13 protein-coding genes are annotated in these 14,989 nt (G+C 44.0%); 8 read left to right on the top strand and 5 right to left on the bottom strand.

Features of this window, described 5'->3' with window-relative positions:
- Positions 1–190: 190 nt before the first annotated feature.
- Positions 191–1,534: a DEAD/DEAH box helicase gene (locus NL626_RS17470; RefSeq protein WP_253657578.1), complete on the bottom strand. Its 1,344-nt coding sequence runs from the start codon at positions 1,532–1,534 to the stop codon at positions 191–193.
- A 550-nt stretch (positions 1,535–2,084) separates the two neighbouring features.
- On the opposite strand from NL626_RS17470, the gene NL626_RS17465 reads away from it, so the two are divergent.
- The gene (locus NL626_RS17465; protein ID WP_005375145.1) at positions 2,085–2,339 is read left to right on the top strand and encodes an Lpp/OprI family alanine-zipper lipoprotein; all 255 of its coding nucleotides are present in this window, start codon (positions 2,085–2,087) and stop codon (positions 2,337–2,339) included.
- A gap of 26 nt (positions 2,340–2,365) precedes the next feature.
- Here the strand turns inward: NL626_RS17465 and NL626_RS17460 are convergent, their stop codons facing one another.
- From NL626_RS17460 to NL626_RS17445, 4 genes are read right to left on the bottom strand one after another with little or no spacing between them, the layout of a single operon-like run.
- Positions 2,366–3,292 carry a L,D-transpeptidase family protein gene (locus NL626_RS17460; RefSeq protein ID WP_005383933.1) on the bottom strand — a complete coding sequence of 309 codons (927 nt, stop codon included), beginning with the start codon at positions 3,290–3,292 and terminating at the stop codon, positions 2,366–2,368.
- Between the two features lie 6 nt (positions 3,293–3,298).
- Positions 3,299–4,714, bottom strand: coding sequence for a deoxyribodipyrimidine photo-lyase (gene phrB / locus NL626_RS17455; RefSeq protein ID WP_213893276.1), 1,416 nt, complete (start codon positions 4,712–4,714; stop codon positions 3,299–3,301).
- Positions 4,715–4,736: 22 nt separating this feature from the next.
- Complete coding sequence (locus NL626_RS17450) at positions 4,737–5,537, bottom strand: MerR family transcriptional regulator (RefSeq protein ID WP_005375142.1); 801 nt, start codon at positions 5,535–5,537, stop codon at positions 4,737–4,739.
- Positions 5,527–6,477 carry a DUF1722 domain-containing protein gene (locus NL626_RS17445; RefSeq protein WP_005375141.1) on the bottom strand — a complete coding sequence of 317 codons (951 nt, stop codon included), beginning with the start codon at positions 6,475–6,477 and terminating at the stop codon, positions 5,527–5,529. Before NL626_RS17445 ends, NL626_RS17450 begins: the two co-directional genes overlap by 11 nt.
- Positions 6,478–6,875: 398 nt before the next feature.
- On the opposite strand from NL626_RS17445, the gene deoD reads away from it, so the two are divergent.
- From deoD to NL626_RS17410, 7 genes are all read left to right on the top strand, one after another.
- Entirely contained in the window at positions 6,876–7,586 is a 711-nt protein-coding gene (gene deoD / locus NL626_RS17440) for a purine-nucleoside phosphorylase (protein WP_253657577.1), read from the top strand.
- A gap of 70 nt (positions 7,587–7,656) precedes the next feature.
- Positions 7,657–9,126 carry a hypothetical protein gene (locus NL626_RS17435; protein WP_005375138.1) on the top strand — a complete coding sequence of 490 codons (1,470 nt, stop codon included), beginning with the start codon at positions 7,657–7,659 and terminating at the stop codon, positions 9,124–9,126.
- A gap of 166 nt (positions 9,127–9,292) precedes the next feature.
- Positions 9,293–10,777 carry a hypothetical protein gene (locus NL626_RS17430; protein WP_054729922.1) on the top strand — a complete coding sequence of 495 codons (1,485 nt, stop codon included), beginning with the start codon at positions 9,293–9,295 and terminating at the stop codon, positions 10,775–10,777.
- Positions 10,761–12,344: a GGDEF domain-containing protein gene (locus tag NL626_RS17425; protein WP_213970649.1), complete on the top strand. Its 1,584-nt coding sequence runs from the start codon at positions 10,761–10,763 to the stop codon at positions 12,342–12,344. Before NL626_RS17430 ends, NL626_RS17425 begins: the two co-directional genes overlap by 17 nt.
- Positions 12,345–12,588: 244 nt before the next feature.
- Complete coding sequence (locus tag NL626_RS17420; RefSeq protein ID WP_005375135.1) at positions 12,589–12,969, top strand: DUF3302 domain-containing protein; 381 nt, start codon at positions 12,589–12,591, stop codon at positions 12,967–12,969.
- The gene (locus NL626_RS17415; RefSeq protein ID WP_005375134.1) at positions 12,969–14,099 is read left to right on the top strand and encodes an HlyD family secretion protein; all 1,131 of its coding nucleotides are present in this window, start codon (positions 12,969–12,971) and stop codon (positions 14,097–14,099) included. Before NL626_RS17420 ends, NL626_RS17415 begins: the two co-directional genes overlap by 1 nt.
- A 335-nt stretch (positions 14,100–14,434) precedes the next feature.
- Positions 14,435–14,983, top strand: coding sequence for an ECF-type riboflavin transporter substrate-binding protein (locus NL626_RS17410; RefSeq protein ID WP_005375133.1), 549 nt, complete (start codon positions 14,435–14,437; stop codon positions 14,981–14,983).
- Positions 14,984–14,989: the final 6 nt, after the last annotated feature.

Below are 14,989 nucleotides of genomic sequence, written 5' to 3'. Positions count from 1 at the left end.
CGAGGTAATAAAACTTAATAACTTCCTAAATTAGCGTTCTATGCTGTTTATATACAACCAGACAAATATAAAAGCTGACAAACGAGTGAGTATGGAAAGACGCTATTTCACCTAGCGACAGACATAAAAAATCCGAGTGCGAACACTCGGATTTTTAAGAACTAAAATCAATGGGAAACTACAGCAGCTTTTACTCTTCAGAGCTCGGTGCCGCTGGTTTTTTCTTAGGGATGAAGACATCATCACCCACAGATACGTTTTTGTAGAAGCTCTTGTCACGCTTAGCTGGTTTTTTCGCCGACTTTTTCGCTTGAGGGCGAGCTTTCTTTGCGGTCGCTTTCTTATTGCGAAAATCTGGTTTAGGTGGCTTAAGGCCTTTAAACTTACCTTTCAAATCTTCGAACACTGAAAACTCAAGATCTTGTTGTAGGTATGCTTCTACACGTTTAAAGCTATCCCAGTCTTTTGGACCAACAAGAGAGATTGCATCCCCTTTGTTTCCAGCACGACCAGTACGACCAACTCGGTGTACGTATTCTTCGGTATGCTTTGGCATATCGAAGTTGATGACGTGTGTCACAGTTGCAATATCCAAACCGCGGGAAGCAACATCAGTCGTTACAAGGATCTTAAACACTGCGCGCTCAAACTGACTCATAATGGTGTTACGTTGAGTCTGGTTCAAGTTACCACTTAGTGCTACAGCCTTCAGTTTCTTTTCGTTCAGCTTTTCTGTTAGTCGCTCAGTATCACCACGCGTTGCCGTAAAGATAATAACTTGACGGTATTCAGCCTCAGAAAGAACACGATCTAAAATTGCCTCTTTATGATCCAGGTGATCACACAAGTAAAATTTTTGCGTAATATCTTTATGTTCTTCGTTAGAAACGCCGATAGCAATACGCTTTGGCGTATTGAGCATTTCAGCCGCGATTTCATTGACGTCTGCATGATCTAATGTCGCAGAGAACATCAACGTTTGACGACGACGATGCTTGGCTGCTTTATGAATGCGACGAAGCTCTGGTGCAAAGCCCAAATCCAACATACGGTCTGCTTCGTCAAGAATCAGCGTTTCCAAACCATCCAGATAAAGCGAACGATGATCTAAGTGATCAGCCAAACGTCCTGGTGTCGCCACGATAAATTTCGGGTAACGACGCAGAGCTTTTACCTGATCGTTAAAGTTCTCACCACCCAAAATCAGTGCTGCTTCATAAGATAGGCCAGCTAGCATAGAACGAAGCTCACCATATACTTGTTTCGCTAGCTCACGAGTAGGAGCAAGGATAACCGCGCGAGGGTCTTTCGCAGAAAACGATTTTGTCTTTAAAGACTTATGAAGCATTGGCAATACAAACGCCAAAGTCTTGCCCGAACCCGTTTTCGAAGATGCCAATAGATCCTTGCCTGCAATCGCAACAGGAATCGCCTGCTGCTGAATGTCAGTCGCTTTTTTAAAATCGTAGTGTTTTAGGTTCTTCAACAATCGGTTGTCTAGGCCTAGATCTTTAAATTGCAAAGTATTCTCCAATAAATCAGTCAGCGTCTGAGCGCTCTGTAGTGTCGTTTCCGCTCTAACGCAGCAAAAAAATAAAGCTCGGTATAATACCGCAAATCATAGGAGTATAGATAGAGATCACACAAACTAATTCCCTGTGGTGAAGGTAAAACATCATTTGTGGCTCAGTTCAGAGTAAACCCTAGCCTTTTTGATATGCATCTGAACGTGAAGTTCAGTGAAAGGCCTTTCAGGTATGTCTTCTATTCTTCAACAAAACGACGTAAATAGCAGTTATTTGGGCCAATAAACTTTCATTTGTGTCAATATCGTCTAAATTATTGATATCAGGAACGTGGCAAATACACCTGCTATGAAAACTGTTGTGAGAGCGAGGGAGAAGATAGACTATTCACCTTTGTTAAGCTCAGGTAAAAGTTGACGTCAGGTACTCCATGAAATTCTTGGGTTTTTTTGACTTTTGCTACATCATGTACTGATAAAATGTAACCACATTTAACCTCGCTACTGTATAAAATAATAGTTGGTGGCGAGACTTTCACTATAAGCAAGGAGTTCTTATATGAACAAAACGTTGATCGCAGCTGCAGCAACTTCAGTACTTCTACTAGCCGGTTGTGCTTCTTCTGATGACGCAGCAACAGCAAACGCAGCAAAATTAGACGAACTAAGCAACCAAGTTAGCCAACTAAGCCAAGACGTACAAGCTCTTCAATCTGACGTTCAAAAATCAGGCGCAGCAGCAATGGCTGCTCAAGAAGAAGCTGAGCGTGCTAACGAGCGTATCGATAACATCGCTCAGTCTTACACTAAGTAAGATTTGATACCGCGTCTTAACGCCCGTTAAGGCGCGGTTATTTCGACAGGAACCCCATTCTGTGCAGCGATTGCTGCTTTAGCCTTCACGTTTTTCATACCGAATTCATCCAGCCACCACTTTAACTCTTTCGGCACTTTGAGTTCATCTTTCTCGCCATTACTACGAGTCAAAGGCTCATGTGCTTCTAAGAACACACTTCTGTCAGGTTCAAGTGTCATTTTGATAGGCTGATTAATGATGTTAACGTCTTCGCCGTTACGAACCTTGTCAAATAACCACTCAATGTCACTTGGGTCCATACGAATACAACCCGCGCTGACTCGCATACCAATCCCAAAGTCCTTGTTGGTACCATGAATTAGGTATTCGCCATTCCCGTAAGCTAAACGCAATGCAAACATACCAAGTGGATTATCAGGCCCCGCAGGAACAACGGCTGGTAGGTCAATGCCCTTTGCTTTGTACTCGGCACGAATAGAGGCTGGAGGAGTCCATGTAGGGTTCGGTCGTTTTTGGCTGATACGCGTTGTCATTACTGGGGTATCGCGCCCTATTCGGCCAATTCCGACAGGAAATACATGGACAATATCTTCTCCTTTCGGAAAGTAATACAAGCGCAGCTCGGCTAGATTAATAACGATACCTTTATAAGGTACGTCTGGGAGGATTAGCTGTGTCGGAATAGTAAGAACATGCCCCTCTTCTGGTAAGAAGGGATCCACGCCTTTGTTTGCGGCCATTAAACCTAGCATACCCACATCGTAGAGCTTAGCGATATTTGCCATGGTTTCGCCTTCTTGCACGACGTGGTTTTCAAGGCGACCAATTAAACGGCTTCCATCCTCTGGTAATTCGTACATCTTAGCGAATGATAGACCACTCACTAAAGATAACGACACAGATAGCAGGGTACGTTTTGCGAAACTCATTGATCGCTTTTTGCTAAGCATTTCACTCTATTCCTTGGCACTTTTAAAGAGCTGTAAGGTTATCTCTCTTTCTGTCTTGTGATCAACCATCGGCTTGTGATATTCCAGTAAAGAAAAGCCCTCCCAAGTCCAAGGTTTATGGATGTATTTGTTCGGTACACTTTTGATTTCTGGTACCCAGTGGCGCACAAATTCACCATTAGCATCGAACTTTTCGCCTTGGCTTATCGGGTTGAAAATACGAAAGTATGGCTGCCCGTCACAGCCCGTAGAAGCAGACCATTGCCAGCCACCATTGTTCGCTGCAAAATCGCCGTCCACCAGCTTACTCATGAAGTACGCTTCTCCCCATCGCCAATCAATATGTAAGTCCTTGGTAAGAAAGCTCGCGACAATCATACGTAATCGGTTGTGCATCCAGCCTGTTTGATTGAGCTGACGCATTGCTGCATCAACGATTGGGTATCCTGTTGTTCCTGTCTTCCATCGCTCAAAGGCTTTCTCATCATAGGACCACTGGATTTTATCCTCCCAATCGATAAATCCTTTGCCTTTGACGAGTTTTGGTTCGAAAACCAATAGGTGCTGATAAAACTCACGCCAAATGATCTCACTTAACCAAGTTGCTTTCCCTTCTGTAAGGTCATTTTGTTGATTTTCAGCATACAAACGAGCAATACACTGCCTTGGTGATAGCGCGCCAATCGCAAGGTATGGAGACAGTTGGCTAGTGCCATCAATAGCTGGAAAGTCTCGCTCGCTTTGATACGCGTCACTGCGCTCCCGTGCAAATTCCCTAAGCTGCATCAAAATATCATTAGTCGAAGCCAGCCAGTCTTCACTGGATTCTCGAGCATAGCTAAATGTGAAGCTTGAATTAAATCGAGCCGACTCTATTTGTTCGAGTACCTTTTTATTGAGTGGCGCTTGCTCGTGAGGTTTTACTACCGTCGGCATATGGAACTGCGTTAACCAAGCACGCTTGAATGGCGTAAACACCTTAAAATATTCGCCTTGCTTATTAAGAACCGTCGTTGGCGCGTGCACACATTTGTCATGAAACAGTTCAAATTCGATATCGTGAGAAGCTAACGCTTCACTTACTTGTGTATCGAGCTCTCGTTCGTTCACCTCATAGTGAATGTTTGCCATGACAGACGTGGCTTCAAGTGTTTCCGCCCACCCACTAATCACATCTGTACAATCGGAAAACGACGGTACCTCTTTGTACAAAAAGGGAATATTAAGGCTTTCAAGCTCCTCGTTAAGACAAGCTAAGCGACGAGCAATGAGGTCTGCCTGCATCGGCGCCATGTGATGCTCCCGCCACTGCTCTGGCGTCGCGATAAAGCAAGCGACGACAGGCTGACCTGAATCCAATGCCGCTTTGAGTGCCGTGTGGTCTAACGTACGTAAGTCACGTCGAAACCATACTAAAATCATGGTAGCTCCTATCTTTTGTCTACTAAGTTAGGTGTAATTTCTCTATCACTTCAGAGCACCCCATCCGATCACCTAGCTGTGCGTGAAGCATTTTGATGGACGCTACTTGTTTAGCAGCTAGTGCTTTATTGGAGAAAAGGTAGATAAACGAACCATTTTCAATGACCTCGTGATCTAGTAGACCAGAAACATCATCAACCTTATCGATCAAAGTCGTGTGATACCCTTGTTCACAAAGCTTCGCTGCTTGAATCCAACTCTCAGATTCTCTGTTTTGTTCAAAGCTAATGAGCAGACACTTTCCTTTGGAAGCGGCTTTGTTTTCAGAATCGATAACAAGGGCAAGTCGAGTGATTAAACAAGTCTGAAATAACCCCACCTGCAAGGATCGCAACGATCCTTTTACCATATCTAGCGCATCAAATACTGGGCTAATAAACTGATCAATAACGAGTTTTAGTGGGTACTCTTTAAGAACAGAGGCAAGTAAACTCTCTGCTTTTCCTCGATTCAGGGTAGACAGCGCAAGCAGCATGTTTTCAACTTCTTCGAGTGTGCGAACCTCGTTTTTGACTTCGACATCGGCGCTTTTTCCTAGCAGCCCCTTCACTTTACCAATCGAAATCCCCTTCGCGAGCCAACTCTGGACTTCGCGAATCGTATCGAGATCTTGCTGGCGATAGAGTCTGTGTCCTTTTTCAGTTCGCTGAGGCTGGATCAAGTTGTATCTTCGTTGCCAAGCTCTCAGCGTAACTGGTTTTACACCCGTGATTTCTGCGACATCTCGGATCGCGTATAGTTTTTCTTCTGAACTACAAACCATAGCGTAATCTCATCTCCTGCGGATACGGTTCTAAAAACTTCTGTTTTGCTAAATACTCGTCTGGGTAAGTATTTAAGTAATGCTTAATCAATGTAAGTGGTGCTAGCAGAGGCAGCATTCCGATGCGGTAGTCGTGAATCACTGTCGCTAACTCTTCTTTTTCTTCTTTAGTTAGTGAGCGTTTGAAGTACCCTTGTAAATGCATCAACACATTTGTGTTGTTTTTTCGGCTAGCCCGATTCGTTAACGCCTTCATCAGTCCTAAACGATACTCTTGGTAAAAGTCTTCAATTTCATAATTAGCGACATCAGCGACTAAGCGGCCAAGGGAGCGGTATGACTCTGGGTGGTGTGCCATTAACGTCAGTTTGTAGCGCGAATGAAAGTCGATGATTTTGCCACGAGTAGGCTCACCATCCATCGAGTCGTAAAAGTCATTTAGACAAAATACTCGAGTAATAAAATTTTCTTTCAATACAGGGTCGTTAAGTCTGCCATCCTCTTCAACAGGCAACCAAGGCATTTTTTGCATCAATGTTTGCGTATACAAGCCAACACCTTCTTTCGCAGCACTGTTCTTGCTGTAAACCTTGACTCGCTCCATGCCACAAGTTGGTGACTTGGCACAAACGATGTAACCACAAAGCTGCTCGCTTTGAAGTTCATCTACTTTATTGGCCGAGTAAGTGAGCATATTGTCGGTATGATCATTTTCTGGATTTTTGGTTTCAACCAATGCAACACGCTCTTCATTAGAAACAAGACGAATTGTTGGACGGGGTACTGGCATACCTACGCCGACTTCAGGGCATACCGAAACAAAGTCAAAATACGGGCTGAGCTCTTTAGTCACAAAGTTGCTCACCTTATGACCAGAGTCAAAACGCACTCGTTCACCCAAAACACACGAACTGATACCTACTTTGATTGAAGATTCCATGATGACGCATCCCTATACAAAAAGTTTTGTTGTATAACTTATAGCAAGCCTTTCCAGATTGTACAAGAAAATAAGTTGTACAATTTAATCGTTTTACTTCACTCGAAAGTATTTCGATCAACCAGCTTTCAGAAAAAAGTTTGGCCCAAAAACAAAGAATTTGTGCGCGCAATCGACAAACTGCTCAAAAGCAAATCGATTGCTCTTTTGGTTTCAACAGATTTAGTTATCAATAGGAGTTGCAGTTTCTAAATGCGTGGTTTTTGTGACTAAGCTCTCAAGGGGCTACTGTACGTCCCGATATTATTGCCTCAACGAAAACGAACAAGTTCAACAGAATTGGTAATAGCGTTCTATAATAGAGGCGTTTTATCAAAACAAAACTTTGGAGAGCACTTATGGCAACCCCACACATTAACGCACAACCAGGTGATTTCGCTGAAACAGTTCTGATGCCAGGCGACCCGTTGCGCGCTAAATACATCGCTGAAACGTTCCTAGAAGATGTGAAACAAGTTTGTGACGTTCGCAACATGTTCGGCTTTACTGGCACTTACAAAGGCAAAAAAGTTTCTGTAATGGGCCACGGCATGGGTATCCCGTCTTGCTGTATCTACGTACACGAGCTAATCGCTGAATACGGCGTGAAAAACGTTATCCGTGTGGGTAGCTGTGGTGCAGTACGTGACGACGTGAAACTAATGGACGTTGTTATCGGTATGGGTGCTTCTACAGACTCTAAAGTTAACCGTATCCGTTTCAACAACCACGATTTCGCAGCAATCGCTGATTACAGTCTTCTAGAAGAAGCAGTTAACCAAGCACGCGCTCAGGAAGTGCCTGTAAAAGTAGGTAACGTATTCTCTGCAGACCTGTTCTACACACCAGAAGCAGACATCTTCGAGAAGATGGAAAAACTAGGCATCCTAGGTGTAGACATGGAAGCGGCTGGTATCTACGGCGTAGCAGCTGACCTAGGCGCGAAAGCACTGACTATCCTGACAGTTTCTGACCACATCATCCGTGGTGAAAAACTAAGCTCAGAAGAGCGTCAGAAGTCGTTCAACGACATGATGAAAGTTGCACTAGAAACTGCAATCAACATCTAAGAACAAATAGTAAGTAATAATTTGCAGCCAGAGTTATGCTGGCTGCCCGAATTATCCCGAGGGGGCGATTGTGTCTAACGGCGAACTGCCAAAAGACGCAGATGGGTTACAACTCAACTTTTGTAAAACATTGGCGTGTGACAACTTTGGATTGAGTGATGCAAAGCGTTACGTTCTGCAACATGCGAACCCTAAGCGTCCGGCGATGGTATGCCGTGAATGTGGAGCTTTCCCCCCCTTACTTAATAATCGCGATGTCGTGAACGAACTTCATCGCCTGCGGCACGTCCACAGTGACGGGTTGCCTGCTTGCCGTAATGATGATTGCGACAACTTTGGACTTTCTGTCCACACTCACAAACACCTCTATCACGCTTTCGGTTACAGTGGCGATCGCCAACGTTACCGCTGTAAAGTGTGTCAAAGTACCTTTGTCGACAAGTGGTCTGGTGCCAACAAGAAGCTTCAGTTTCAAGAGAACTTGATGGGCTTGTTGTTTACGGGATATTCCGTACGAGAAATCTGCCGTAAGCTTAGTATTAACCCAAAAACCTTTTACGACCATGTTGACCATATAGCTAGCCGCTGCCGCCGCAAGCTTGCAACCATTGATGCGCGCTGGGTAAACCACGCAACGCATTATGAATTGGCCTCAAACTATATTGCATTGCAACCGAACAGCAATAACGGTGTGTATTGGATTGTTTCTGGCGAAGCGCATTCTGGCTATATTCTTTGCCAGCACGTCAATTATTCCGCTGATGAAGAGCCAATCGCAACGCTCGATCATAATCCTTACGATGAGGTGTCTCGTTTTGTTTCCCAGGAGTATGTAGCGGAAGCAAGTGAGCCGCTTGCGGAACCTTCTTATCACCTCAGAGAGCGAATTGACCAAAAATACCAAACAATTTTGGCTCGCGGTAACGTAGAAGACCCTCTTGGTAATCTATCTGTATTTCATTACCCTTCAAAAGGGGCATTAGTCCGTCCGCCATACACCTCGTATGCACACTATTTGCACGTACTTGATATGTGCTGCCCAAACAAACGTGTATCTCTATACATGCCTCAAGATCCCCTACTACGTTCAGCTGCATTGAGCGTTTGTTTACCTCGTATTAAAGAGAAAAGTGTCGACTTGATGTATGTAGAAGAGGACGCTAGTTGGGACATGAGCACTCCCTTTGGCAAAGTCGATATCGCCTATATGAGTTGGTGGCGCGATCGTTGGGCAATCTCTAGTCAAAACGAAAACCACAAAGGCATTTGCTACCTCGCTGGCGATCAAAATGAGCCTGAAAAATGGTTTAACGTTGCGACAACTCGTCATGTGAAGTTTTATCAAAACCGCTTTCAGATTCTTTTCGAAAGCTTCATTAACGAGCCACGTCGCAAATTACGACCTGCTGGTATTTTACCTCTTTTAGATATATTCAGAGCTTGGCATAATTTGTGCTATCAGGATAAACAAGGTCTTACCGCTGCACAAAGGTTGGAAGTCTCTGATGCACCTTTGACAATCAAACAGCTCCTATCGTAGCTATTCTATTGGTAATTTAGATGTAGTAATTAGGGGTTGTAACGGTATACATTACGGCCCCTGATCGTTTACCAAAACGTTATCCGCATCGCTTTGGTAAAGAAACATGCATCTAACCACTTAATATTAGGTGTGATTTCCAGTTCGATAGTCATGGATGTGAACGTTGGATAAAAACCAAATTCAGCTAGAAGATGATCTCACTAAGCTTAAAGGCCAAATAAAATCGGCCCCTAAACATACCTTTAATGTTGCGCAGCAATATCGTATCCGCGCGGAACAAATTTTATTTGTGGACGGAGAGATCAAAGCCTTACTCATCATGGCGCAATGCTGTTGGTGCCTAATGGATTACCGACAAGGCTTAAAACTCGTCAAAGACGCTTACAGCAAACAAACACAGCTTGAAACCGACGATCATCTCCCGGAAATTCTCCATCTTTTTGCACTCCAATATTGGGGCCAAGCAAAGTATTATTCCGCGCAACAATATTGGATTAATGCGCTCGAACAATCTGCTCTTGTTGATGATGTTGAAATTCAAATCGAATCTCTAATTGGGCTTGGTAATGTATGGCGCATCACTAATGAACACCAACTTGCCGCTTCAACTCATGAGTTAGCCGTTAAAGTGGCAAACAATGTTCGTATTGCTTGGTTAGAAGGCAAAGCGCGCATCCTATTAGCTTGGGACTATTACTTACTAAATAAGTTTGTCGAGATGCTTACGGTACTGGATGGAGCAACCGAAGTATTAAAAGATCATGATGACAGTACGTGGCAAGCCGAGATCTGGGACTTTAAAGGGTTAGCACTGCTTGGACTAGAACGCCTTGATGCGGCCGAAGAAGCCACCCAAAAAGCCCACCAGCTCGCCATTGAGCATGACCTCGTTTGGATGAAAGCACACTCTTTTATTAGCCGAGCAAGACTTGAGCTTTTGCGCCAAAATACAGACAGCGCTGCCAAGTTGCTACTTGCAGCAGAAGAGTCTGCACTCAGTTTCGACCACGGTGAGCTACTCAGCCAAATTTGCTTCCAACAATCACGAGTCGCTGAAGAACAAGGTGACTTTGAGTCTGCGTTTAACGCGTTCAAGAAATACCGTAAGCACGCACTCAAAATGCTCAAAGAACAAACTCATCGAATCAGCATGGATAAAGCAAGAGGCTCTAAACGCCAACTAGAGCAGCGAGCACGTAAGCTGATCAATCATATTCGCTCTCAACACGAATACGACCCTGAAAAACAGTTTTCTAATGTCGTTTCTGAGACCTACTGGTGGGAACAGTTAGTTTTGTTTAAAACGGAGCTCAAACGCTCTAACCACGCCATCATTATGATTCAGCATTCAAACCCCGAAGTTCTCGATGTTTGTACCGAGCTCGTTCATGCATTGACAACCTCCAGCGACCTCATCTCGAGAATTTCCAGTAACAGGCTAGCAATGTTAATTGCAGAAAAAGGTCAAGCAGCAGAAGAGGTCTACCGCACTGTCCAAGCGATGTTAGACATCTATCCATGGAAGCGACGCGGAATCAAAGGCCCGAAACCGATACTGTATTTGCAAGATATCCTGACCTTCCCATTCACGTTAGAACAGCTCGAAGAAAGTTATATTGAGGTAATGAAGAATGGAACAACTGCTTAGCAAGGTGACTGACGCAGGTATCGATCCTTCTTCCGTTTCAGGTGAAGAAGCGATTACGCTATGGGAACACATAGGGTTACATATTGCGTCAACAAACCGAGAGAAAGCGCATTGCTATATCATTAGCGCCGAGTATCGAAGAGAGATCAAACAGCTCAACGACAGCATTAGTGAATTGAAACAAGCCCTTGAGTTGCTTGTTTTACCAGAAGATGTGGAAGATATTCTTTCTGTGAAAGCAAGCTTGAGTGAGCGTTTAGTTGAATTAGGTGACTACAATGCGGCATTAACCGAGTATGTTGCTTCAACCAATATCGCCGTCGAGTACGGCTATATTGATGAGTACGTATTGGCCATTATTGGAATGGGTAATTTGTGCGATGCCTATGGGGATCACCAACGTGCATTACGTTATTATCAAAAAATAGATGCTATCGATCACGCTATTGGCAGTCGATCCCTACGCCTTCGTTACAAGCTGTACATGCTTGCCTGTTATATCAGCTTAAACCGTACCGCAGACGCCAAAGAGCTGCTGAGTGAATGTGAAGAACTGAGCATTCTCGTCAGTGATAAAAACCTCGCCGCACAAATTCACCTCTACCGAGCCAAATTACATCGTCTGCAAGAAGACTACCCCAATGCGTTGCTGGCTATTTCGAATGTTCAGTATACAACGGGTAGTGCCACGACATACTGGTTATCCACGATGGTCAAAATTGAGACTGCGTATTGTCTAAACGGTGTAGGGCACACTTCTTTAGCTAATTTAACGTTGGACTCCATCAGTAAAAGGATTCAAAAGCAGCTATCTCCTATCGTTACTCAGCATTTTTATAACGCGATGAGTCAAGTTTACGCCTCTCAAGGATTGTATCAAGAAGCATTAAATTGTGAAAAAAAAGCGCATAGAATCGAATCTGATCTTGTAAAACATATTCCGATCGGTGAGTTAGGATCTGCTCAACTACGCCGACTTTCACGCTTTGAGTTACAACTCAAACTCATTTTGTCAGAGCTAGAAAACAAAGAACTAAAAGAAACCACCAAGCAGCATAAAAATACTGTTGCTCAGCTACAGCAGGACGTCTTTACCGATCCACTTACGTCTTTACACAACCGACGCTGGTTAGAAGTTAAACTAAAAGATCTGCTGCTGCACGACACGCCATTTGCACTTATGGTGATCGACATTGACCACTTCAAATCCATCAATGACGAACTAAGCCACTTGGTTGGCGACAAAGCGATCAAAAGTGTGTCACAGGAACTGGCGTCCTACTTCAAATTTAAAAGCGCATCATGCGTTCGATTTGGTGGTGAAGAGTTCCTCGTGATCCTTGAGAATACCCAACTGGAACGCGCAGAAATGCATGCCGAGAATTATCGTGAACGGATTTATCAATATGGTTGGGACGATATTCTTGGTGAACGGGGGCTGACCGTATCCATAGGGATTACCTTGCATCGAGAAGGCGAGAATACTCAGCGAACTTTTTATCGTGCAGACAAAGCTCTTTATCGCGCCAAAGCCAATGGCAGAAACCAAGTCTGTACCGAACTTTAAACCATGCCCCGGTTGACACCTGGGGCTTTAGTATACTTTTTACTTATCCTTCCTATATCACTTCACTGCTTGTTTAAATAAGTACTCAGCAACACCTTAACTGCCAATAAACATCAGTGGATACTTACATCGCATAAACATAATTCCTACATAAAAACCGCTTGATTCATCTGTAGTTAAGACAAATACTTAAATTGTTAATTTACGTAGATTTTCCATTTCGCAATACGCACAGGTAGGTAAGATGTTTCTAGACTATTTTGCACTTGGGTTACTCATCTTCGTTGCTTTAGTGATCTTTTACGGAATCATTGTCATCCATGATATTCCATATGAAATCGCCAAAGAGAGAGAGCACCCGCACCAAGACGCAATTCACTACGCTGGCTGGGTCAGCCTTTTCACTTTGCATGCGCTGTGGCCATTTTTATGGATATGGGCAACATTATGGCGCAAGGAACGCGGCTGGGGTTTTAAACAACTAGAACAAGAAACACACGACATTCATCACCGCCTTGAAGAACTCATCGATGAAGTCAACGAACTCAAAAACGAAGTATCGATGTTGAAACAACAAAAGATTCAGCAAAAGCCTTTGCCTGAACAAAGTAAAGAGGACGAATAATGGACTTATTGCTGATTCTGACTTACGCAGCTCTTTGTATTGCCATTTTTAAAATTTTCAATATTCCTCTAAACAAATGGACCGTTCCAACCGCCGTACTTGGCGGCGTAGTGTTAGTGGGCACACTCGTGCTGCTTATGAACTACAACCACCCATTTACTCAATTAGGTAACCAAGTGTTCCCGACTACGCCTATCGTCTCTGGCGTGCGTGGCCGCGTGGTGGAAGTGCCAGTCCAGGCCAACCAACCGCTCAAAACGGGCGATATTCTTTTCAAAATCGATCCTGTGCCTTTTGAAGCAGAAGTTGCTCGCCTTGAAGCGAAAGTCAAAGAAGCAAGCCAAGGTGCCCTGGGTTTAGAGTCTGATCTAAGAGAGGCAGAAGCTGCTGTATTGAAAGCGCAAGCGGACAGAGATAAAGCACAAAGGGAATTTAGCCGATATCAAAGGGGCTTTGATCGTGGCGCGTTTACTGAACAAGATTTGGATACTCGACGCCAAGCGTATAAAGCGGCAGAAGCCATGTTAGACGTTGCGATTTTGCAACAAGAACAAGCGCAAATCGCTCTGGACTCTGAAATCGGAGGCGAAAATACCCAAGTCGCGCAACTTCTTGCCGAGCTGCGTAAAGCAGAGTTTAACCTAGAGCAAACCGTCGTTCGTGCGCCAACCGATGGTTACGTTACGCAATTGGCTTTGCGTCCTGGTGTTATGGCTGTGCCGTTGCCACTTGCCCCGGCAATGACCTTCGTACATACCGAAGACATTACGTACACCGCGGCATTCAGACAGAACTCATTACAACGCTTGAAGCCAGGCTTTGAAGCAGAATTTATGTTCCGCGCAATTCCGGGCAAAGTGTTCCGTGGCGAAGTCATTGACGTGATTCCAGCCATTGGTGAAAGCCAAATTCAAGCGCGAGGCGCTCTGCTTGGGACTGATGCCTTGCGCACGAGCGGACGTGTTTTTGCGAAGCTGAAAATTACCGACGACTTGAGTGGATACCACCTACCAATGGGTACTGCGGTTGAAGTTGCAGTTTATTCAGACAGCTTTACTCACGTATCAGTGATGCGCAAAGTGCTTATTCGTATGAAGAGCTGGCAGAACTATTTATACCTCGACCATTAATGAACATATAGCGCATTCATTTATTGGTAAAAATAACATCAAACCGTGTAATCAGGGGCTCACGATCAGCCCCTGATTCATTCTAGCCATCCAGATAGATAGCATTCCCACTTTTATTAATATTCTGTATAATACGCGCCTTATTTTTAATGCTTGCTAAAACCAAAGCCAGTCAAAGGGATGCGTGAATCAAATCACACATTTCCTGAAGAAAAATAGAGCAAACAATAAGCAGCTTGGTTGTTTTGAATATATGTTACACAATCAAATAACTAACGCTTTCCAACAATATAAATGAACGTTCTTTAAAATCGACTATTGAACTGAGGTTATCTATGAATCTTTCCGCTAAAACTGTTGTGGTTATTGCAATCGGTGCTGCTCTTTACGGTATCGGCGGCTTACCTATGTTTGGCATCCCTGTGTTTGCAAACACAACGCTAAAACCAGCAATGGCAGTATTAGCATTGTTCTCAGTACTATTTGGACCACTTGTTGGCTTCTTGGTTGGTTTTATTGGTCACTGGGTTACTGACCTATTTGCAGGTTGGGGCGTATGGCTCACTTGGGTACTTGGTTCAGGTATTGTTGGTTTGATTATCGGTCTATTCCCTTCTCTAACGCGCTACCGTTTGGAGAAAGGTGATTTCAATATGAAAGACTTCGCGTTATTCGTAGTACTTGCGCTATTAGGCAACGTATTTGGTTACGGTTGCTCTGCATTCCTCGACACGATTTTATACGCAGAACCGTTCACTAAAGTGTTTACCCAGCTTTCTATTATCGCGATCGGTAACACCATTCTTATTGCTATTGTTGGCTTCTTCATTCTTAAGTCTGTCGCTAAACGTAACAAGCAAAGCCGTAACTTAACAGAGGCTTAATGTCGA

The organism is Vibrio sp. Y58_MX_L22 (assembly GCF_024181865.1).
GTDB classification, from domain to species: Bacteria; Pseudomonadota; Gammaproteobacteria; order Enterobacterales; family Vibrionaceae; genus Vibrio; species Vibrio alginolyticus.
This window is presented reverse-complemented; position numbering and strand designations above follow the sequence as displayed.